The organism is Bacteroidota bacterium, assembly GCA_041658205.1.
GTDB lineage: Bacteria > Bacteroidota > Ignavibacteria > UBA10030 > UBA8401 > UBA8401.
On the sequence record JBBAAO010000001.1, the window covers coordinates 1,862,551 to 1,883,650 of the forward strand.

Below are 21,100 nucleotides of genomic sequence, written 5' to 3' on the forward strand. Positions count from 1 at the left end.
ATGAAAATTCTTACAAAATTATTTACCCTTACTTTTTTAGTTTCAAATCTCTCCGTCCTTTTCGCTCAACAAACAGATACACTTTTTTTAACGTTAAGCGAAAGCATACGCTTGGGTCAGGAAAACGGGCCACTCTCCACCATGGCACGAGCTGCGTATAACAATAAGAAACACCGTTATAAAGCATTTATGGCGGGATTCCTCCCACAACTTTCCATCCAAGCAGATGCACCACAATTCATACGAACCATCAACAGCATTACACAACCGGATGGCAGCAGTACATTTCTCTTACAACGCCAGGCGCAATCTTCCCTTTCACTTGCATTGATGCAACAACTGCCATGGACAAACACTCAAATATCGTTGTATTCACGATTGAACAGGTTAGATAATCTTGAAACGAAGAGCGCGGTCTATCGATCAACTCCGTTAACGTTTTCTTTACGCCAGTCATTATTTTCCATCAATACATCAGCCTGGAATTCGGAATTGGAAGAACTTGGATATCAATCATCGCACCGTGAATTTGTCGAAGCAATGGAAGATGCCGCGATTGATATAACGAATAAATTTTTTGGTTTTTATCTTGCAATGATGAATGTGAACAACGCTCAGCTCAATCTTTCCATCAATGACACGCTCTTTCAAATGTCAAAAGGACGATTTAATGTGGGGAGAATTGCAGAGAATGATCTTTTACAAAGCGAACTTGCATTCTTAAATGCACGGACCCAATACGAAAGTGCCTACATTGAATATGACCGGTCATTACAGAATTTTCGACATTCCATCGGTGTGACAGATCAACGACCCATCTTTGTTCAGCCAAACGAAACAGCAACATTTATTGATGTTGAGCCGGCAAAAGCTTTGGAATATGCCAATCAATTTCGGAGCGATGTTTTGGATTTTGAGGTTCAAAAATTGACCGCCGAACGGAATGTTCGACAGACGGAATCCAGTAACTCTTTTTCTATGTCCATCTTTGCGAATATCGGTTTGAATCAAAAGGCAAATACGTTTGGTGACGCATATATCAATTTATTGGATCAACAAGAATTCAGCGTTCAATTACAAATTCCTCTTTATGGATTCGGAACAGGAAGTCATGCCATAGAATCAGCGGAAGCGGAACGAACACGAGTGGAAACATCCGTTGCTTCACAGCAGTTCTCTTTTAGGCAGGAAGTGTTGTATCAAGTACAACGATTCCGACAGTTGCAAACTCAAGTAGCACTCTCCGGAAAAGCCGATACTGTGGCACAGCGTAGATTTGAAGTCGCTCGAGAACGATTTGTTATTGGTAAAATCGATGTTCCGAATTTGTTTCTGGCGCAATCAGAAAAAGATGCTGCATATCGCGCACGGATTCAAACATTGTCCGATTATTGGGTGACATATTACCGATTGCGCCGACTAACACTATACGATTTTGCAAATAAACAGACGCTTGTTTCGGTTATGAATTGAATTTGTGACCATCCTCTTCATCTTCATCGGATTTATCGCCATTCTTTTTATTATTCGATTGTTCTTCGTCGGACGAGTTCCACTGTACAGAGGCATTTCATTTTCCGGTCTTACACAATATTTGGCTTATTTGTTAGAGAAAGCACTTGCGGACGAAGGGACAGTACATGTTGAAGCAGAGGGAAACCAGACGGCAATAAATATTTTAAAACGTCTGTATTTAAAGAAACCAGCAAAAATATTTATCACACTCAGTGCAGGATATATCCCCCGCGCCAACCTGGTTATGTTGGCAAAGAAATTTGAACGGAATGGGATATTATTTAAAACACGATACACGAACTATTATCATAAACTGAACAGAGTAATTATTGAAATTCCTTTTGGTGATCATCCTGCGACTGATGTTCTATCAATTTTTCGCACTATTTTGCACGAACTTGGAATAGATGAGATGCCCACATTTACTGTCTCTGTCTATGGACCTTTGAATCAAGGATTTGTTTACGAAGATGGAGATGTTGTTAAGCACCCGACCGGTTTTGTCATCGGGAAAGCATTAGGATTTTTTGTTGGTAGAATTGTTCGATTCCTAAACGGATATTGATATTCCGTCATCCAGCCATACTAAGTTTCTTCCATTCATGTATTCCAAAAGAATAATGGAAGCAATGGTTCTTCGGTGAACGTGAAAACGAGAGAAAAATTTCCACACCATTTCTTCATCCAAGATTCCCACCAATTCTATTATAAATATTTTCAAACTTTACATCCCTCTTTTTTCCGAGACGCATCCGTTTTCCAGTGAGAACCTCTTGAAAACCTTTTCCGTTTAAATAGTTTTTAACGGCAACATTATTTTTGGGAAAAACAACTCTCTCGTTTGATTGCAAATGCAATTGAAGCAACGCAATTCCTGCTGATTTTGTATTTGCTAATATCAATCCATCGCCAAATGTTGGAAAATAAAAACCATCAATAGAAGAATTGTTTTTATACACAAATCCATGTGGAAGATGGCTTTTAAGGTGAAACATTCTCACTTCGGATGAAATTATCCTGTCCATCCTTTCTACTTCTTCACTAAATTCCTCCTTATATAGTTCAATATTGACTAATAGTTTCTCACTTTTTCCAAGTTTAATCTCCTTGAAAAATAAGTATTCGGTCTCTGTTTCAAAGCCGACCTTCTCATACACGGGCGCTCCTAAATCTGTAGCCAGTAAATAGATTGTTTCGCAATTCTTCGATTTTGCATCTTCCACTAATGCTTCAGTGATGAATTGCCCGATCCCCCGTTTTCTATATTCCTTATGAACAATAATATGCGCTAACCATGCAACGTCATGATGAATTATTGTTGTGCCAATACCTACAATTGTGTCATCAATTGTTACTTTTATAGGAAAACAGAATGGGGACGAGGTATAAAAATCAAAATGTGGTATAATATCAGACCATCCGTCAGGTTGTACTGTAGGAAGTAACCTTATATCGGTATGTTGTAAGATTTTAATGTTCATATATTAAATACCTGTAACGCTTCTCATAATTAAAAATAAACTTCTTCTCTTTTTTCACAACTGAAAATATTATATGAAATTTTTGTAATAAATCTATGAGTTCTTCATGGCAGTATATTTGCTTATGCAATATATACCTCGAATAACCAAAATAAAGATATTATTGTCCTCATTATAGGATGAACAGAGAAAAAACAGTATAGAAATACAAGATTGAAACTCCTCCCTTACGAATAGAACAATACGTAAATACAAAAACTGCCGTTGCTTTTGATTTATTGAAGTGTATTCATTACGAAAGTGATTGTCATGGCAAAAATATTAATTTTAGGTGGTTCCGGATTTACAGGCAGGTTAGTCGCTCGGCATTTGCTGGAACGCACCACGACAGAGATTGTTCTAGCTGCACGAAATGTCGATAAAGTACGATCATACGCAGATCGGTTAAATGGAGAGTTCAACGGCAAAAGGGTCTCTGCCGTACAGGCTGATGCATCTGATTCACAGAGGTTACGTCAGATACTCAAGGAGATTAATTTGTTGGTTGTCGCAGCACCCACAACACAATATGCAGAAATTGTTATCCGTGCTGCAATAGATTCTAAAACGGATTATCTTGACGTTCAGCTCAATGCACAAAAATTGAAACTCCTCAAATCGTACGCACAGGATATTCAACGCGCCGGATTATGCTTTATTACTGAAGCAGGATTTCATCCTGGACTTCCCGCAGCAATGGTTCGATATGTTGCTTCTCACCTTGACAGAATTGATACTGCCGTAACTGCCGGCTATTTAAATTTTGGCCACTCTCTTCCCTACACAGATGCTGTAAACGAATTGATGGAATATTTTAAGAACTACCAAGCACAAATTTTCCAAAATCGGCGCTGGACTAATCCATCGGATTTTCAAATACGTCAAATAAATTTTGGAAGTGAGATTGGAATCCGTAGTAGTTACTCGATGTTCTTTGAGGAACTGAAAGACCTCCCCACGATGCTCCCAACTCTTAACGATCTTGGGTTTTATATTGCGGGATCTCATTGGTTTGTGGATTGGGTGATTACGCCCATAGTATTTGCAGGAGTGAAGATTGGGCCGCAAAGTATTTTTCGTCCTATGGGTAAACTGATGTGGTGGGGTATGCAAACATTTCCCAAACCACCGTATATTGTTTTGCTCAAAGTTGAAGCTACTGGGTTAAAAGATGGAAAACTTGCAAAGATCGTTGCTACTGTGTCGCACACGGATGGTTATGAATTGACCGCTATTCCTGTTGTGGCAGCATTGCAGCAGTACTTGGATGGGTCAGCTCGTCGTCCTGGTTTATGGATGATGGGACATTTGGTTGATCCAATTCAACTTTTTAAGGATATGCAGAGTATGGGAGTCCGAGTAACGTCATTGTTTATATAATTCAAACATCTATCCATGAATATTCTTGCCACAGTTTCTTTTTTTGTTGGAACAATCCTTATCATCTACATTTCAAGGAGGTCGTTGTTACATCCTAGATCACATGGATTTTTCAGATTCTTTGCATGGGAAGGAATACTGTTCCTGATCATTCTCAACGCCCCTTATTGGATCGACAATCCACGTTCAGCGTCCCAGATAATTTCATGGATATTGCTAACTGTATCAATATACCCAGTTGTTCATGGTGTTTTTCTTCTTCAGGTGGTAGGTAAGCCAACAGATACTGCAGACAAAGGATCGGATTTGGCATTTGAAAAAACAACGATTCTTATTACATCAGGTATATATCGATATATTCGACATCCATTGTATGCATCATTAATCTATTTAACATGGGGTGTATACTTCAAAAATAGTACGTGGATGACAACGGTGATTTCTCTCGGTATTTCATTATTCCTTCTTGAAACAGCAAAAGCAGAAGAAAAAGAGAATGCAATTCACTTTGGAAAGAGATATACTGAATATGCTGGCAGAACTAAAATGTTTATCCCATACATTTGGTAAACATTCAATATATCCGATTGTTTTTTTACCATCTCTATAATTAAAGGTTATTATGACACCGAATGTGTTTCAAACATCTGAAGTATTTACAATGAACAAATCGATAGAATATTCACCGAACGCCATTGTCAGTAAAATGGTAATAAAAAAACCGACCGGACAGATTACATTATTTGCTTTCGATGCAGGTGAAGAATTAAGTGAACATACTTCCCCGTTTGAAGCACTTGTGCAAATTATTGATGGTTCAGCCGAAATAAGTATCGCTGAACGATCATTTAGTCTCCATACGGGAGAGTCAATTATCCTGCCGGCGAATGTACCGCATGCGGTAAAAGCAGCGGTGCGATTCAAAATGCTCTTAACCATGATCAAGTAAGAAAAAGAACCAATATCCACTCTTTCTTGCATTCTTTCCACCTCTTTTCTACATTGCATTGAATTGTAACTACTTAGTGTTTATAATTTTTTGCCACTAAAACACGAGAACACAAAATTTCACCAACCTTTTTGGGATAATGGTTCAAATTCTTTTTGTGCACTTTCGTGTTTTCGTGGTTTGGTGGCATGTTTTTGAATTTTTATGTAATTCTGCTCAGTAGTTACGTTGAATTTTATTTTGGAAGGATTTCTATGAGCATCAAAACTATCATCTTCGGTGCAACAGGTATGGTTGGCGAAGGTGTTCTCCTTGTTTCACTGAATAATCCAAATGTTGATTCCGTGCTGGTGATAGGAAGAAAATCATGCGGTATTCAGCATCCTAAGCTGAAAGAATTGATTCATACGAACTTTTTCGATTTTTCGTCCATTGAATCACAACTTCAAGGGTACAACGCTTGTTACTTTTGTCTCGGTGTCTCATCTGTCGGAAAGAGCGAACCCGATTATACCAAAACAACGTACGATCTGACAATGCATGTCGCAAAAACACTTTCACGACTTAATTCCGAAATGACCTTTTTCTATATTTCGGGATTGGGAACCGATAGTACTGAAAAAGGAAGAAGTATGTGGGCACGTGTAAAAGGAAAAACTGAAAATGATCTGATGAAACTTCCTTTTAAAGGAGTTTATAATTTCCGTCCCGGTTTTATTAAACCTATCAAGGGACAAAAAAATGCCCTTCCCCTTACGCCTACCCTCGGATTGCTTTATCCAATCCTAAAACCATTATTCTCCAATTATCTGTGCAAACTCGAAGAAATTGGACATTCAATGATCCATTTGACAATGCATGGCTATTCCAAACAGATAATTGAAAATAACGATATTACAATTTTAGCAAAAAACTGACCTTTGCCTTTATAGTTCAGATGTGTTATGGCCTTCATTAATGAAACAGAAAATTTTATTATAGGTTTTTAATTATCCTTTGAAACAACAAAAGAACATAAGGTCAGAGAAAAAAAACAATTTACATCCCCGTAACAAGAACAACATACGCTACGATTTCCAATCTCTTATCAAGTTATATCCGGAACTCAAGCAATTTGTCTTTACAAATAGATATAAACACGAAACGGTCGATTTTGCAAATCCTGACGCTGTAAGAGTTCTCAACAAGGTATTGCTGCAACATTTTTATGGATTATCATATTGGGATATTCCAAAAAATTACCTATGTCCCCCTATTCCCGGCAGAGCGGATTACATTCATCACGTAGCAGATCTCTTAGCATCGTGCAACAACAATATCATTCCGCAAGGAAACTCAATAACCGCACTCGATATTGGTGTCGGTGCCAATTGTATCTATCCGATTATTGGAAACAAAGAATACGGATGGCGCTTTATCTGTTCCGATGTCGATCCTATCGCAATCGAATCTGCAAAGAAGATTGTTCACTCTAATCATTTTCCGGACGAATCCATTGAAATACGGCGGCAAGGAAATTTAAACCAAATGTTTCAGGGGATCGTTACCTCCGATGATCAATTTGATGTTACTATGTGTAATCCACCATTCCACTCCACTATGGGACAAGCCATGTCCGGAACTCTAAGAAAATGGAAGAATGTCACGCCAAAAAAAATGCCATCAACAGCACTTAACTTTGGCGGTCAGAGTCATGAGCTAATTTTTCCCGGAGGTGAAGAGGCGTTTATCACAAGCATGATCCAAGAAAGCGTTCAATTTGCGAAACAGATTTTCTGGTTTACCTCTCTTGTTTCAAAACAATCAAACCTTTCCAAAATCAATAAGTCATTTAAGATGGTTGTTCCAGTTGAAGTGCGAACCGTTGAAATGGCTCAAGGACAAAAGAAAAGCAGATTTGTCGCGTGGACATTTTTGACAAACGATGAACAGCAACAATGGCAACGGGAGAAATGGAATATCCAACATACCTTACCACAATGAACGACAATCATCATGATAAAATTTATTCTCTGGTGTATTCTTCTTGTACTTTGTTGGCCTTTGGCTTTGATGGCAATTATTCTTTATCCAATTGTGTGGTTAATTCTCCTTCCATTCCGCATCATTGGAATTACAGTTGACGGAATCCTTAAATTTATATGGAGTGTTGTAACACTTCCTGCAAGGATTCTGAGCGGGAAAAGCCGTTAAAAGGTGTTTTCTTCCCTTCAAACCGATTTCACACCAACAATTCCTTCCCCTATTGTTATAATTTGTTAACATAAGAAGGAAATGACGAAAAATTTCGGCATTTTGTTCTATACCTGAGCGATTACAGTAAGGCTTTTCGCGACTATACACTTAAGAACAACATTCTACCGCTTGTTCTACAAATCAACGAAACATGGCATTTAAATCGTTACACATTATTGAACCAATTCTGAAAGCATTATCAGAAGAAGGTTACAAAATCCCAACACCCATCCAATCCAAAGCAATACCAATCGTTCTGCAAGGGACAGATCTTCTTGGCTGCGCGCAGACAGGAACGGGAAAAACAGCAGCATTTGCCATTCCCATTCTTCAATTATTAAGCGCACATAAACCGGTTGATCATAAAAAGCATATTCGGAGTTTAATTGTTACACCAACACGTGAATTGGCAATTCAAATCAATGAAAGTTTTCATGCTTACGGAAGGCATACAGGATTAACATCGACTGTTATCTTCGGTGGAGTCGGACAACAGCAGCAGACAAATTCGCTGCAGCGCGGCGTGGATATTTTAATCGCAACTCCCGGCAGACTGCTTGATCTGATGAATCAAAAATATGTCTCTTTAAAAGATATTCAGATTTTCGTGTTGGATGAAGCAGACCGGATGCTCGACATGGGATTTATCCATGATGTAAAGAAAATATTGCATGCCCTTCCTCAAAAACGGCAATCACTCTTTTTCTCTGCAACGATGCCCTCAGAAATTATCAAACTTTCGGGAACGATATTACATGATCCGGTAAAAGTTTCGGTGACACCGGTTTCTTCGACCGTCGATATCATTAACCAGCATATCTTGTTTGTGGATAAAGGAAACAAAAATGCTCTATTAATGCATATTCTTAAAGACACGTCAATCAAAACGGCGCTTGTTTTCACCCGTACAAAACATGGTGCGGATAAAGTCGTAAAATTTTTGCAAAAGAATCATGTTAAAGCCGAAGCAATTCACGGCAACAAAGCCCAAAATGCACGGCAGCGTGCGCTGACAAACTTTAAAGCACAAACAACACGTGTGCTTGTTGCAACGGATATTGCATCACGCGGTATTGATGTGGATGACATGGAATTCGTTATCAATTACGAAATCCCGAACATTGCGGAGACATACGTTCACCGCATCGGCAGAACAGGTCGCGCCGGGGCAAAAGGAACTGCATATTCATTCTGCGATGCAGAGGAAAAGGAATATCTCCGTGATATTGAAAAACTGATCGGCAAAAAAATTCCGGTCATGGAAAACCATCCCTTCCCGTTGATGGATCATCACCCTGTGAAAGCGCCGAAACAAGTTCAACACAGACAACAACGGCCGCACCATTCTGCACACGCGGGGCATTCCAAACCGAAGGGAGCAGAATCCGGAGGACACGAAAAGAAAAAATGGTTCGGACGTTCTCGATCCAGTAAATAAGCGACGGTTTGACTTCTCTCCTGCACTTTTTAGATTGAGGTAATTCTCATAACCACTGCATCAGGTGCTCCGGAAACAAGCTGTTCAATTTTTTCGGTCGCACTTTCTGTCTTTGCGCAATTGACCTTTTCACAACCGATTATGGAACGTCTATGAATAAAGAGACATTCGAAACATCGAGAGCATCCGGCACGCATCACCAATTGCAGCAATTAGTCGGAACGTGGAAGGGAACAACAAAAACTTACTTCGAACCTAACATCCTCGCAGATGAATCACCCTGGAGCGGGACGATAAAATCAGTTCTCGACGGAATGTTCGTACTGCACGAGTATCGGGGGAGCTTGCAGGGAAAAACGCTTTCAGGAGTGGCAATATACGGTTATAACATATCCTCAGGAAAATTTCAATGTGCGTGGGTAGATAGTTTTCATAACGGAACTTCGATCATGTTTTCGCAACAACAAAAATCAGATGATTTTTTCACTGTGTTGGGAATCTATGATGCACCTGATGGATCCCCTCCCTGGGGCTGGCGAACAATTATTGAGATCGTCAATACTGATCAAATTCGAATCACGATGAATAACATTACGCCCGACGGCGGAGAAACAAAAGCGGTTGAAACCACTTACTTTCGTGCAAAAACAGAAAGAACTTAGAATATTCGATTCTTGACTTCTATTTCCTACTTTTCTACATTAGCAAAAGAACATATTCATTAACAAAGGAGATCTTTTATGAAGGTAAAGGATATTTTGGATTCCAAAGGAAGAAAAATATTTTCTGTAGCTGAAAACGATACAGTAGATCATGTTGTTACTGCCCTTGCAACAAATAAGGTAGGTTTTCTTGTTGTCCAAAACAGTTCCGGAAATGTGGTAGGTGTCATTTCAGAACGCGATGTCGTTCACCGCTGCATGAACTTAAAACAAGATCCAAGGTTGTTGAAAGCGAGCGAAATCATGACGCCAAAAGCAAATCTTCATACGGCATCAGAATCCGATGATATCGAAAGCATCATGACCACAATGACAGAAAAAAAGATCCGCCATCTTCCTATCTTTCAGGGCGAACAAATGGTGGGATTAATATCAATCGGAGATGTGATAAAGTTTATTCTTCAAGAGAAAAATGACGAGATAAAATCCTTAATGGATTATGTCTCGCGTTAGCACGTTCATTCTTCGCAGCAATCCATCTTCTCTTCGTGGGTAACAGTCTGGGTTACTTTTGGACTAATAAGCGGAATGCCAAGATTCATTCCGCGTAAAATAAGAATAAGGGCAACGGCAATACTGAAGATGGGTATTGCGCGTGTCATGAAAGAGCGAAATTTCAACGAGATCATCTTCCCCGTCAGCGAAATTGCAATAAGCGCAGGAGCAGTTCCAACCCCAAACATCATCATAAACAGTGCACTTTGCCAAATATCGGCGACAACGGTCGCACCGATAAGTGCTGTATAAACCAAACCGCAAGGAAGCAATCCGTTTAACATACCCATGACGAACAATGCAAGGCTTCCCCTTTTTTTCATCAGCACTGAAAACTTCTCTTTCACAAAACGATAGAGATATTTCAGTGGAGAGTATTTTTCAATTTTGGATTTGAAACCAAGGGGAATCGCTACAGTAAGGAGCATTGTTATTCCCAGAACAATCGAAAAATCTTGCTGAACATTCATCAAGACGCTTTTACCCACCAACCCCAACCCCGCTCCCATCACTCCATAGGTTAACGCTTTTCCAGTATTATAGAGTACCCGTTCAACAATAAATTTCCACCGATGAACGGCATTGCTCGGTACGGCTAGGACGAGAGGACCGCACATACCAATACAATGCATGCTTCCAAGAAGTCCGAGTGTAAATGCTGCAAAAATGTTCATTATACTATTGAATTATCATTGGTAGTTCTGAATAATATTCCTGTCCCGAAACGTTCCAGAATATTTTGGCACGCCACAATCCTTTTGTAAATTGGTCTGTAAGAAATGATTGTGTATAAGATGTATCCATGGATATCTCTTTTTGAAAATCTCCTTGTTTATCCGATGGTCTGAAGAAATATATGGTACCGGAGTATGCGTCATGCTTGCCAATCTTCGGATATTTTATCACCAAGGATCCTTCGCTAAATTCCATGGTTACTTTTTGTTCAAGAGCATTCGTGCTTTTCACCAATTCAATATGATTTTGATATTTCAATTCCTTTTCATAATAGTCATCCGTAACAAGATCGACACTCGTCGACATTGAAATATAGACCATCGTGAATGTTCCAACGGCAAAAACAATAAAACTGACAACAATCCAAAATCCCCAATTAAATTTAATCTTCATGGTTGTTTCCCTTATGCTCCTCTTTCGTTTTGTCGTCCTGCATATCGTGTTTTTTTTTGTCTTTCTTCTCTACTGGTCCAAGGAATGAAGTATTGATTCGTAGAATCTCTTTTCCTCCGGAATAGACGCCAAATTGAAGCGGTGTATTCATCATGGAAATCGATTCTTTATCAAGCAACACGAACATTTTAGTTAACGCTGCTTCTTGCGGAGGTACGCTTTTGTGATCTCCAAGAATTTTGATTTCCCCCTCGATATTCAACAGTTTTACTTCAATATCTTTTTGTTCAAACGTCTTATTGAGCACCTTCATATCATAGAGATTACTCACCTTATCATCTTGCTGTTCCTGATAAAACATCCCCGGGGTTCGCAAGATTGTCACATCTATTTCCGAACGAGTTAATACGAAGAACACCAGTAGTGAAAGGAGTAATACCTGAACAACGGAATATCCAATCACCCTTGAGGTAAAGATCTTTCGTGTTTTCGTTTTAATACCATTCAACGAATCATACCGGATTAAACCACGTGGTTTTTTGATCTTATCCATGACATTGTCGCAGGCATCGATGCATGCAGTGCAATTGACACATTCAAGCTGCGTACCATTGCGGATATCGATTCCTGTCGGGCAAACGACGACACATTCATTGCAGTCAATACAATCGCCTTGAGTCCGGACTTCACTCCGTTTTATTTTTCCCCGCGGTTCACCTCGAAGATTATCGTACGCAATAACAATGGAATTGGGGTCTAACAGAACTCCTTGAAGCCGCCCGTACGGACAAACAAGAATACAAGCCTGTTCACGAAACCAGATGAAAATCCAATAAAAGAGTCCTGTAAACAGCATCATCGCAGTAAAACCAGCAATATGTTCTTCCACCGGTGATGTAATAATTTTTTCTAACGCTTTAACTCCGATGATCCATGCCAGCAACATGTTTGAGGTCAGAAATGAAATCACAAAGTAGACAGAATACTTTACCCCTTTTTTGAAAAGTTTTTCCCCCGTCCAGGTGGATTCGTTCAATCTCCGTTGGTTTCGGTGATCTCCTTCAATCCAATAATCAATCTTCCGAAAAACTGATTCCATAAAGACTGTTTGAGGGCAAACCCAACCGCAGAATAATCTGCCGAAAACAGCAGTGAAGAGAAAAATAAAAACGATTGTTGTGATCATCGAAAGGCCAAGCAGATAAAAATCATGCGGCCCAAACGCAAATCCAAAAAGAATAAATTGCCGATTGATGATATCGAATAACATGAACGGATGACCGTCAACCGTCATAAACGGAGTACCAAAGAGAATTAACAGCAGAATACCACTGAACACATTTTTGGCATTCGTAAATCTCCCTTTAGGTTCTTTTGGATAGACCCACTTCCGTTTTCCGCTCTTTTCCACAATACCGAGTGAATCACGAAACGATTCCTGCTGTGTGGATCCTATGGTACTATCAACCATGAATAATCACATCACTTTCGCTTGGACACTGTCTTTTGCTACTGCAACAGGTTCAACATATTTTTGACCTTCGGGTGCTTTCCCTCCCGGAGGATTGGTTCCCTGAAGCGACAAAACATAACTTCCGAGATTTTGAATCTGCTTTTGGGAAAAGACCAACTCCCAACTGATCATCCCTTTTGCCGGAACACCCTTTTTGATTGTCGTATAGACATTCTTGATACCTCCGCCATGAATCCAGAATTCATCAGTTAAATTCGGCCCCACAATTCCCCCTGCTTGAGGACCATGGCACGAAATACAAAATTTTTGAAAATTTTCTCCCCCTTCTTTTATTGACGCTTCATCCTTTAGTGCAACCAGTGCGTTTTCATTAATGGAACCGCCGGATGCAAACATGATTTTTTTCTGGAGATTCGCGGCAACTACTTCTTCCAGATATTCGTCCGTTGAAAGTTTTGAAAGACCAATAACATGGTAGTCGATCATATAGACGAATGCGAACACTACCGTGAGTCCAAACAAATAATTGAACCATGGCGGAATGCGATTATCTAATTCCCGAATATCATCATATACATGACCGACATCTGGTGCCTGTTCAGTCGGTGGCGGAATGACATAATTTTTGATCTTCATGTATAGATTGGCGATGGGATCAACATCCGCATTCATCACGCCGATGATATACATCAATGTGGCGACCACAAAGACAATAAATGAAACGGTAAAGATAAGAGCAAGTTCTGTCGCAGGATCCTTCACCTGAGAATAGACCGGAAGAGATCCGAATAGGCTTAAGAACAACAGACGATTGAGCATACTTTTATTTTTCATAGTAGTTATTTCCTATCTTCAACTGATTCTGTTGAATCTTTGAGCGGCAATTCGCCCATATAGTTCAAAAATTTTTTATCTAATTTGAAAACCCAAATAGTAACAAGGATGAAAAATGGAATAAAGATAAGAAGTGAAAAGATTGGATATGCCGATATTCCATCAATAGAACTTATATATTTTGATAACATAGTTTTTTCACTTTCCGGTTGCTTTAATATCGGTTCCTAATCGCTGCAAGTACGCAATCAATGCAATGATTTCTTTATTTGGTTCAGCCGGGACTTTATTCCGCTGAAGATCTGCAGCTACTGAATCTGCTTGTTGACGCAAAATATCATTTGCAATCAACTCAAAACCTTTTGGATATGGAACACCAAGCGTCTGCATTGCTTGAATCTTTGCCGATGTCGATGATGTATCCAAATCTTGCGTTAACAGCCACGAATATGAAGGCATAATCGATCCAGGAGACATAGTTCTGGGATTATCCATATGCAGATAGTGCCATAAATTGGGGAACTTCCCTCCGACTCGATGGAGATCGGGACCCGTACGGCGCGATCCCCAAAGGAATGGGTGATCGTAAACATATTCACCCGCTTTTGAATATTCTCCGTATCGTTCTGTTTCAGATCGGAAAGGTCTAACCATTTGAGAATGACACGCATTGCATCCTTCACGGATATAGAGATCGCGTCCCTGCAACTCCAATGGCGTATATGGTTTTACACTTGCTATCGTTGGAATATTTGATTTCACTAAAAATGTTGGAATCATTTCAACAATTCCGCCGATCAGGACCGCAACGGTTGCCAATAAGGCAAATTGAATCGGTTTTTTCTCAAGCCACCGGTGTTTTGTTTCTGAAACATGGCTATCCTCTTTTTGAAGTGCCGGTGCTTCAGCATGTTCATTTGCAACAAATGTTCCCTGTTTCACTGTTTTAACAAGATTGTACACCATCACCAATGCACCGGTAAGGTAAAATAAACCGCCGACGGCGCGAATCATATGCAGAGGTATAATCTGTAAAGTTGTTTCAAGGAAATTCGGATATTGCAAGATTCCCATGGGATTAAATTCTTTCCACATCAATGATTGTACTATTCCGGCTACATACATCGATGATGCATAGAAGACTATTCCAAGCGTACCAATCCAGAAATGGAAACTTGCAAGTTTTTTGGAAAACAATTCCGTTTTATATAGTTTGGGGATAAGCCAGTAAAGAATCCCAAACGTCATAAAACCGTTCCAGCCCAAAGCACCGACGTGAACATGCGAAACGATCCAGTCTGTATAATGGGCAAGAGCATTCACATTTTTTAAGGATAACATCGGTCCTTCAAATGTTGCCATTCCATAAGCGGTAACACCGACAACCATAAATTTCAAAACCGGTTCTTCGCGAACTTTATCCCATGCACCGCGAAGTGTTAACAATCCGTTGATCATCCCTCCCCACGAAGGGGCGATCAACATGATGGAAAAGACAGTTCCGAGAGACTGTGCCCAATCCGGAAGCGCAGTATAAAGAAGGTGATGCGGTCCGGCCCAGATATAAATAAAAATTAAAGACCAGAAATGGACAATGGATAAGCGATAAGAATAGACGGGACGATTTGCAGCCTTAGGTAGGAAGTAATACATCAACCCGAGATACGGTGTGGTTAAAAAGAATGCCACCGCGTTATGTCCATACCACCATTGCACTAACGCATCCTGCACACCCGCATACATGGAATAACTTTTCAAGAACGAAACCGGAACTTCCAGCGAATTTACAATATGAAGTACCGCTACCGTAACTATCGTTGCGATATAAAACCAGATAGCAACATACATGTGACGTTCACGGCGTTTAATGATCGTTCCGAAGAAATTGATTGCAAAAACAACCCACACCAGCGTGATAGCGATATCGATCGGCCATTCCAATTCCGCGTATTCTTTACTCGTGGTAATTCCCAACGGCAGTGAAACCGCCGCTGAAACAATAATTAGCTGCCACCCCCAGAAATGAATGCGGCTCAACAGATCGCTGAACATTCTCGCTTTGCAGAGCCGTTGCAGCGAATAATAGATTCCCATAAAGATAGCGTTGCCAACAAATGCAAAAATAATGGCATTCGTATGCAGCGGACGGATACGTCCATAGGTCATATACTGAAGATTGGCGTTCACCGCCGGCGAGAACAATTGCGATGCAATAATCAAACCGACCAGCATGCCGACAATAGCAAAGATCACTGACGCGAATGCAAAATCGCGGACGATCTTATTGTCATACTGAAATTTTTGTACTTCCATTGAAACCTCGTGAATTAATTGTGGGGTTATTTTTTATTGTTTTTCGTATCATCAAAAAGCATGCGAACCGATGGAGTATATTTATCCTCATACTGACCGGATTTTACAGACCATAAAAATGCAATAAGGAAGCCTACGGCGATGAGGAAACTGAAACCGATCATTACGACCATCACTGCCATGTCAGTAATCCTTTCTTTTTTGCCAGGAACCGTGTTGATAGTGTAGTAAACAGGACAATGGTAATAGAACTTGCAGGCATTAATATCGCTGCCATTATCGGCGATAACAATCCTTGCAAGGCAAAATATATTCCGACTGAGTTGTACAAAAATGCCAGCACAAAACTTGCAATAACAATTCTCATGCTCGTAGATGCGAATTGAACAAAATCAGAAAGTCGCTTCAATGATGAACCACTAACGATCGCATCCGATGCCGGCGAAAAGTGTGCGACATTTTCCGTCACCGCAATTCCCAAATTACTCTGCAGTAATGCTCCGGCATCATTCAGTCCATCCCCTATCATCAAGACTTTCTGACCCTTTGCTTGAAGAGATTGAACATATTCCAATTTATCCGATGGAGTTTGATTGAATTGAAGATCTGTTCCTTTCGGGAACATTGCCTGCAATCGGGGACGCTCAGATTCATTATCCCCCGAAACGACTGCAAAACTCATCTTCTTGCTCAGGACAGAAAGCACTTCAGATAGTCCATCTCTATAGAGATTTTTTATCGAGTAATATCCTTTAACATTTCCATTGATGGATAGATATGACCGAGTTTCATTGATCGCTCCCCCGTCCAATCCTATCTTCCCGACAAAATCCTTCGAACCAATCCTGTATTCTGCACCATCAATTATTCCGGATATTCCTTTACCGATTGATTCAGTATAGTCTTCAATCTCTCTTTTTTGACCTGTTAAATAATTCGCTATCATCATACTGACCGGATGGACTGAGTTTGCAACAAGCGAGAATACATTATTTATTTCTTCTTTTGATACATCAACACCGACATAACCAACTGTAGATTGTTGGGCATGAGTAATAGTGCCTGTTTTATCAAATACGATGGTATCAATTTTCGAAAGCAGTTCAATGACGGCGGTATTTTTTAAGAAGAAATTATTCTTTCCAAAAATGCGGAGTGTCGTCCCTAACGTAAACGGTATCGAAATAGCAAGGGCGCAGGGACAGGCGACAATCAGGATCCCCGTAAAGGCATTTATCGCAGTCATAATATCAATAGGAAGCCAATATGCCAACACACCAAATGAAAGCAAAAGGACAATAATTGTGAAATATTTGCTTACGCTGTTGGACAATTCTGAGAGTTGCCCTTGTTCGCGTATAGAATGATTGAAATTATTCCACAATTGGGTCAAATAGCTTTGTGATACTTCCTTCATCACTTCAAGTTCAATTGCACCACCAGCCTGCTTTCCACCGGCATAAATCATTTCACCCAGCACTCTTTCGACTGGGGTTGATTCTCCTGTCACAAACGAATAGTCGATTGCTGCACTTCCTTGAAGAAGGATCGAATCGGCAGGAATAATCTCTCCATGCCGGATGATAATTCTATTCCCGCGCGTCAGAGATGAAAGAGGAACTGTTGTTTCAACTCCATTTCTTTTTATGGTTACTGAAAGCGGAAAATATGATTTATAATTCCGTTCAAAGTTCAGGCGGTCGTATGTTTTACTCTGGAATATTCTTCCCAGCAAAAGAAAAAACAACAGACCGCATAATGAGTCAATAAAACCCGGACCGGTGCGAGTAATAATTTCATATGCACTTCTCCCAAACAGCAGAAAGATTCCGAGTGCTATTGGTACATCGATATTGATGATTTTCTTTTTCAGTCCGCCAATTGCCGAGGTAAAATAATCCTTACTGCAATAAAAGAATACCGGTACACCTAAAAGAAGATTCAAATAAGAAAAGATCGGTTTAAGAAATTGTTCACTTGCATCTACACCAAGATATTCAGGAAAGCTGAACAACATAGCATTACCGAAACAAAATCCTGCGACCCCCACTTTGTAGTATAACGCGCGGGTGATCTCACTTTCCATTTTTTTTCCGGCAGAATCGAGCCGTAATTCCGGTTCATATCCAATGGAGGTAAGAAGAACGACGATATTCCTTAACGAGGTCTTCTCTGAAAGGAATTTAATCGATACCTGTTTCTTGAGATACTCAACACGTGATTCAACAATTCCTGCATCAAGTTTATAAAGCTGTTCCAAAAGCCAGATGCACGAACTGCAATGGACCGAGGGCAAAGAAAATGTAACCCTGTTTATTTTTCCATCAGAAAAATCCATCAACTGTTTTTGGATTGTTTCATCATCAAGAAATGCAAACCGAGAGACTTCAATGGATGAAGGGGTATTTCCGGGTGATTGTTGAAGCGAATAATAAGTGCACAAATCGTTCTGCTGCAAAATTTCAAAAACAATTTTGCAGCCGGAACAACAAAATAACTTTCCGTCATGTTCTACCCGCTCGCCACGAATCGTGTCTCCGCAATGGTAACATGAGGAAAGTGTATCGGTAACAGCGGGGGTTTTTTCCATAATTCAGATTCAATATCGGCAACTTTAATGCCAAAATCACTAATGCATTAAGGAGTTTTTCAGCCGATTTAAACTTTCATTTTCTCAGCAATGAAAAATATTTTAAAATGATTCCTGATTATGAGAAGATATCTATTCTTTTATAAAAACTTGAGATACTTATTATTGGAATCTAGATGATTAGAATACTGTTGAAAAATGTTGTATTAAGATTTGAATTTTGGAATTTGTGCTTCTCGATTTCTATCGTTCAATGAGTAAACAACTTGCTTCTCTTTATCGCTTTCGGTAGAATGTTCGGAATGATATATGTTGCCCAGCTGATTTTTAATAACGTAGCTTCCGTTTCTTCAATACCGCCAGAAGAAAACTATCATCCATTTTGCCTGGAAATCTTTGAACTTAAAACATGGTGATACCTACAATGAAAGCAATTGTCTACACACAATATGGTCCACCGGATGTTCTACAATTTACAGAGGTAGAAAAACCTACACCGAAGAAGAATGAAATACTGGTAAAAGTTCATGCAGCATCGGCAAATGCTTATGACTGGCATTTGTTAAGAGCCAAACCTTTCCTGGTTCGCTTCATGGGCGGAGGTTTTTTTACACCGAAAAACAGAATACTCGGAGCCGACATTGCGGGGCAAGTTGAAGCGGTCGGGCAAGACGTAAAGAAGTTTCATGTGGGTGACGAGGTGTTTGGCGATAACGCCGCGCATGGTGCGGGGGGATTTGCCGAGTATGTTTCTGCTCCTGAAAGCGCAATGGCATTAAAACCGATCAATTTAACTTTCGCACAAGCAGCTGCTGTGCCGATGGCTGGAGTCACCGCGCTGCAAGGTCTTCGCGATTTCGGTAAGATCCAGCCTGGCCAAACGGTGTTAATCAATGGTGCCTCAGGCGGCGTTGGTACTTTCGCCATACAAATTGCCAAATTCTTCGGGGCACATGTCACAGCAGTTTGCAGCACAAGAAATGTGGATCAAGCACGTTCCCTGGGCGCCGACCGCGTCATTGACTACACTCAGGAAGATTTCACAAAACTCCGGGAACGGTATGACCTGATTCTTGCCGTTAATGGATATCATTCGATTGCAGCATATAAACGTGCATTAGTTCCTACGGGGAGTTATCTTATGGCGGGTGGTTCCACGGCACAAATTTTCGAAGCGTTACTCCTGGCTCCGTGGTTTTCTATGACCGGTACTCAAAAAATGGGGACTGTGTCTTGTACGCCAAATCAAAAGGATTTGATTTTTCTAAAAGAGCTTATTGAAGCGGGTAAAGTAGTACCGGTGATCGATAGATCTTATCCGCTGAGGAAGGCTGCTGATGCTATCCGATACCTTGAAGAAGGACACGCCCAAGGGAAAATAATCATCACAATAGCATAATAACAAATCCTCCCCCGAACCTTCCAATTTATGCTATGCTCAGCATATAAAGCATAATCGGAGAAAACGTATGAAAGCAATTGTCTACACACAATACGGTCCACCAGATGTTCTCCAACTAAAAGAGGTGGATAAACCTGTACCAAAACCGAATGAAGTTCTCGTGAAAATCCATGCAACTACTGTCAATAGAACTGACTGTGGTTTTTTAAGAGCAAAACCGTTTATTGTTCGGTTCTTTAGCGGTCTTACGAAACCAAAGAATACAATCCTTGGTACCGAATTTGCCGGTGAAATTGAAGCAATCGGGAACAATGTCACTACGTTCAGTGTCGGCGATAGAGTATTCGGATTTAGCGGCGAAACTTTCGGAGCCCATGCAGAATATATTGCAGTAAGTGAAGAGAGCCCAATATCCGTAATGCCGGAAAATAGTACATACGAGGATGCCGCACCTGGTTCAGAAAGTGTGCATTATGCCTGGAATGATATTCGAAAGGCGAATGTGAAGAGCGGTCAACAAGTGCTTATTTATGGTGCGACCGGTGCGATTGGTACAGCTGCCGTCCAGTTGGTTAAATATTTGGGTGCTCATATTACTGCCGTCTGCAACACTAAGAATGTTGAGCTTGTAAAATCAATCGGCGCAGATAATGTCATCGATTATATGAATGAGGATTTTACAAAGTGTGGTCAAACTTTTAATTTCATTTTTGATGCGGTTGGAAAAAGCTCTTACGGAGCATGCAAAAATCTGTTAAAGCCAGGTGGAATCTATTGTTCAACAGATCTCGGTCCCTTTGCACAGAATCCATTGTTAGCATTATGGACTTCACTATTCGGCAGCTTGCCAGGCCATGCCAGAAAGAAAGTGATCTTCCCTATTCCAAAAAACAGTAAAAAAGATCTCAACTTTTTTAAAGAGCTTATCGAGTCAGGAAAATTAAAACCGGTTATTGATCGACGCTATCCGTTAGAACAAGTTGCAGAGGCATTTCAGTATGTTGAACTGGAGGAAAAGACGGGGAATGTTATTATAACAGTAGGACAGAAGAACAAAAACTAATTTCAACGGTAGCGAATCTGAATTCTTCTACACTTTCCTCAT

The 21,100-nt window shown here is 40.2% G+C and carries 21 protein-coding genes; 13 read left to right on the forward strand and 8 right to left on the reverse strand.

Annotated elements, in window-relative coordinates:
• Both WDA22_07710 and WDA22_07715 read left to right on the forward strand, forming a co-directional pair.
• Window positions 1-1,473 carry a TolC family protein gene (locus WDA22_07710; GenBank protein ID MFA5833345.1) on the forward strand — a complete coding sequence of 491 codons (1,473 nt, stop codon included), beginning with the start codon at window positions 1-3 and terminating at the stop codon, window positions 1,471-1,473.
• A gap of 4 nt (window positions 1,474-1,477) precedes the next feature.
• Window positions 1,478-2,080, forward strand: a complete 603-nt coding sequence (locus tag WDA22_07715; protein MFA5833346.1) for a hypothetical protein — start codon at window positions 1,478-1,480, stop codon at window positions 2,078-2,080.
• A gap of 115 nt (window positions 2,081-2,195) precedes the next feature.
• Here the strand turns inward: WDA22_07715 and WDA22_07720 are convergent, their stop codons facing one another.
• Window positions 2,196-2,996, reverse strand: a complete 801-nt coding sequence (locus WDA22_07720) for a GNAT family N-acetyltransferase (GenBank protein MFA5833347.1) — start codon at window positions 2,994-2,996, stop codon at window positions 2,196-2,198.
• Window positions 2,997-3,305: 309 nt separating this feature from the next.
• Here WDA22_07720 and WDA22_07725 point away from each other — a divergent pair, with 309 nt between their 5' ends.
• The 9 genes from WDA22_07725 to WDA22_07765 all read left to right on the forward strand — a co-directional run bounded on the left by WDA22_07725 (window position 3,306) and on the right by WDA22_07765 (window position 10,212).
• Window positions 3,306-4,415: a saccharopine dehydrogenase NADP-binding domain-containing protein gene (locus tag WDA22_07725; protein ID MFA5833348.1), complete on the forward strand. Its 1,110-nt coding sequence runs from the start codon at window positions 3,306-3,308 to the stop codon at window positions 4,413-4,415.
• A gap of 15 nt (window positions 4,416-4,430) precedes the next feature.
• Window positions 4,431-4,985 carry an isoprenylcysteine carboxylmethyltransferase family protein gene (locus tag WDA22_07730; GenBank protein ID MFA5833349.1) on the forward strand — a complete coding sequence of 185 codons (555 nt, stop codon included), beginning with the start codon at window positions 4,431-4,433 and terminating at the stop codon, window positions 4,983-4,985.
• Window positions 4,986-5,076: 91 nt separating this feature from the next.
• The gene (locus WDA22_07735; GenBank protein ID MFA5833350.1) at window positions 5,077-5,364 is read left to right on the forward strand and encodes a cupin domain-containing protein; all 288 of its coding nucleotides are present in this window, start codon (window positions 5,077-5,079) and stop codon (window positions 5,362-5,364) included.
• Between the two features lie 254 nt (window positions 5,365-5,618).
• Window positions 5,619-6,281: an epimerase gene (locus WDA22_07740; GenBank protein MFA5833351.1), complete on the forward strand. Its 663-nt coding sequence runs from the start codon at window positions 5,619-5,621 to the stop codon at window positions 6,279-6,281.
• A 79-nt stretch (window positions 6,282-6,360) separates the two neighbouring features.
• Window positions 6,361-7,347 (forward strand): 23S rRNA (adenine(1618)-N(6))-methyltransferase RlmF, encoded by a 987-nt coding sequence (rlmF, locus tag WDA22_07745; protein MFA5833352.1) that lies wholly within the window; start codon window positions 6,361-6,363, stop codon window positions 7,345-7,347.
• A gap of 12 nt (window positions 7,348-7,359) precedes the next feature.
• A complete protein-coding gene (locus WDA22_07750) occupies window positions 7,360-7,557 on the forward strand; it encodes a hypothetical protein (protein ID MFA5833353.1) in 198 nt (65 codons plus the stop codon).
• Between the two features lie 193 nt (window positions 7,558-7,750).
• The gene (locus WDA22_07755) at window positions 7,751-9,037 is read left to right on the forward strand and encodes a DEAD/DEAH box helicase (GenBank protein MFA5833354.1); all 1,287 of its coding nucleotides are present in this window, start codon (window positions 7,751-7,753) and stop codon (window positions 9,035-9,037) included.
• Between the two features lie 152 nt (window positions 9,038-9,189).
• Complete coding sequence (locus WDA22_07760; GenBank protein MFA5833355.1) at window positions 9,190-9,699, forward strand: DUF1579 domain-containing protein; 510 nt, start codon at window positions 9,190-9,192, stop codon at window positions 9,697-9,699.
• Window positions 9,700-9,777: 78 nt separating this feature from the next.
• A complete protein-coding gene (locus WDA22_07765) occupies window positions 9,778-10,212 on the forward strand; it encodes a CBS domain-containing protein (GenBank protein MFA5833356.1) in 435 nt (144 codons plus the stop codon).
• A gap of 5 nt (window positions 10,213-10,217) precedes the next feature.
• Here WDA22_07765 and WDA22_07770 read toward each other — a convergent pair whose 3' ends face one another.
• The 7 genes from WDA22_07770 to WDA22_07800 all read right to left on the reverse strand — a co-directional run bounded on the left by WDA22_07770 (window position 10,218) and on the right by WDA22_07800 (window position 18,593).
• Window positions 10,218-10,928 (reverse strand): sulfite exporter TauE/SafE family protein, encoded by a 711-nt coding sequence (locus WDA22_07770; GenBank protein ID MFA5833357.1) that lies wholly within the window; start codon window positions 10,926-10,928, stop codon window positions 10,218-10,220.
• 4 nt (window positions 10,929-10,932) lie between these two features.
• Complete coding sequence (locus WDA22_07775) at window positions 10,933-11,382, reverse strand: FixH family protein (protein ID MFA5833358.1); 450 nt, start codon at window positions 11,380-11,382, stop codon at window positions 10,933-10,935.
• A complete protein-coding gene (ccoG, locus tag WDA22_07780) occupies window positions 11,372-12,853 on the reverse strand; it encodes a cytochrome c oxidase accessory protein CcoG (protein MFA5833359.1) in 1,482 nt (493 codons plus the stop codon). Before ccoG ends, WDA22_07775 begins: the two co-directional genes overlap by 11 nt.
• A 6-nt stretch (window positions 12,854-12,859) precedes the next feature.
• On the reverse strand, window positions 12,860-13,690 hold the full coding sequence (locus WDA22_07785) for a cbb3-type cytochrome c oxidase N-terminal domain-containing protein (GenBank protein ID MFA5833360.1): 831 nt from the start codon (window positions 13,688-13,690) through the stop codon (window positions 12,860-12,862).
• 198 nt (window positions 13,691-13,888) lie between these two features.
• Window positions 13,889-16,003, reverse strand: a complete 2,115-nt coding sequence (gene ccoN, locus WDA22_07790) for a cytochrome-c oxidase, cbb3-type subunit I (GenBank protein MFA5833361.1) — start codon at window positions 16,001-16,003, stop codon at window positions 13,889-13,891.
• Window positions 16,004-16,029: 26 nt separating this feature from the next.
• The gene (ccoS, locus tag WDA22_07795; GenBank protein MFA5833362.1) at window positions 16,030-16,185 is read right to left on the reverse strand and encodes a cbb3-type cytochrome oxidase assembly protein CcoS; all 156 of its coding nucleotides are present in this window, start codon (window positions 16,183-16,185) and stop codon (window positions 16,030-16,032) included.
• Window positions 16,176-18,593: a heavy metal translocating P-type ATPase metal-binding domain-containing protein gene (locus WDA22_07800; GenBank protein ID MFA5833363.1), complete on the reverse strand. Its 2,418-nt coding sequence runs from the start codon at window positions 18,591-18,593 to the stop codon at window positions 16,176-16,178. The genes ccoS and WDA22_07800 overlap by 10 nt, the downstream gene beginning before the upstream one ends.
• A 424-nt stretch (window positions 18,594-19,017) precedes the next feature.
• Here WDA22_07800 and WDA22_07805 point away from each other — a divergent pair, with 424 nt between their 5' ends.
• Window positions 19,018-19,992 carry an NAD(P)-dependent alcohol dehydrogenase gene (locus WDA22_07805; GenBank protein MFA5833364.1) on the forward strand — a complete coding sequence of 325 codons (975 nt, stop codon included), beginning with the start codon at window positions 19,018-19,020 and terminating at the stop codon, window positions 19,990-19,992.
• 70 nt (window positions 19,993-20,062) lie between these two features.
• Complete coding sequence (locus WDA22_07810) at window positions 20,063-21,058, forward strand: NAD(P)-dependent alcohol dehydrogenase (GenBank protein MFA5833365.1); 996 nt, start codon at window positions 20,063-20,065, stop codon at window positions 21,056-21,058.
• Window positions 21,059-21,100 lie beyond the last annotated feature (42 nt).

Bases quoted from the DNA above. Each gene is read 5' to 3' on its own strand.
- WDA22_07730 (MFA5833349.1), top strand. From the start codon at position 4,431: ATGAATATTCTTGCCACAGTTTCTTTTTTTGTTGGAACAATCCTTATC.
- WDA22_07770 (MFA5833357.1), bottom strand. From the start codon at position 10,928: ATGAACATTTTTGCAGCATTTACACTCGGACTTCTTGGAAGCATGCAT.
- WDA22_07760 (MFA5833355.1), top strand. From the start codon at position 9,190: ATGAATAAAGAGACATTCGAAACATCGAGAGCATCCGGCACGCATCAC.
- WDA22_07750 (MFA5833353.1), top strand. From the start codon at position 7,360: ATGATAAAATTTATTCTCTGGTGTATTCTTCTTGTACTTTGTTGGCCT.
- ccoS (MFA5833362.1), bottom strand. From the start codon at position 16,185: ATGGCAGTGATGGTCGTAATGATCGGTTTCAGTTTCCTCATCGCCGTA.
- WDA22_07725 (MFA5833348.1), top strand. From the start codon at position 3,306: ATGGCAAAAATATTAATTTTAGGTGGTTCCGGATTTACAGGCAGGTTA.
- ccoG (MFA5833359.1), bottom strand. From the start codon at position 12,853: ATGGTTGATAGTACCATAGGATCCACACAGCAGGAATCGTTTCGTGAT.
- WDA22_07810 (MFA5833365.1), top strand. From the start codon at position 20,063: ATGAAAGCAATTGTCTACACACAATACGGTCCACCAGATGTTCTCCAA.
- WDA22_07740 (MFA5833351.1), top strand. From the start codon at position 5,619: ATGAGCATCAAAACTATCATCTTCGGTGCAACAGGTATGGTTGGCGAA.
- WDA22_07720 (MFA5833347.1), bottom strand. From the start codon at position 2,996: ATGAACATTAAAATCTTACAACATACCGATATAAGGTTACTTCCTACA.
- ccoN (MFA5833361.1), bottom strand. From the start codon at position 16,003: ATGGAAGTACAAAAATTTCAGTATGACAATAAGATCGTCCGCGATTTT.
- WDA22_07765 (MFA5833356.1), top strand. From the start codon at position 9,778: ATGAAGGTAAAGGATATTTTGGATTCCAAAGGAAGAAAAATATTTTCT.
- WDA22_07775 (MFA5833358.1), bottom strand. From the start codon at position 11,382: ATGAAGATTAAATTTAATTGGGGATTTTGGATTGTTGTCAGTTTTATT.
- WDA22_07800 (MFA5833363.1), bottom strand. From the start codon at position 18,593: ATGGAAAAAACCCCCGCTGTTACCGATACACTTTCCTCATGTTACCAT.
- WDA22_07710 (MFA5833345.1), top strand. From the start codon at position 1: ATGAAAATTCTTACAAAATTATTTACCCTTACTTTTTTAGTTTCAAAT.
- WDA22_07735 (MFA5833350.1), top strand. From the start codon at position 5,077: ATGAACAAATCGATAGAATATTCACCGAACGCCATTGTCAGTAAAATG.
- WDA22_07785 (MFA5833360.1), bottom strand. From the start codon at position 13,690: ATGAAAAATAAAAGTATGCTCAATCGTCTGTTGTTCTTAAGCCTATTC.
- WDA22_07805 (MFA5833364.1), top strand. From the start codon at position 19,018: ATGAAAGCAATTGTCTACACACAATATGGTCCACCGGATGTTCTACAA.
- WDA22_07755 (MFA5833354.1), top strand. From the start codon at position 7,751: ATGGCATTTAAATCGTTACACATTATTGAACCAATTCTGAAAGCATTA.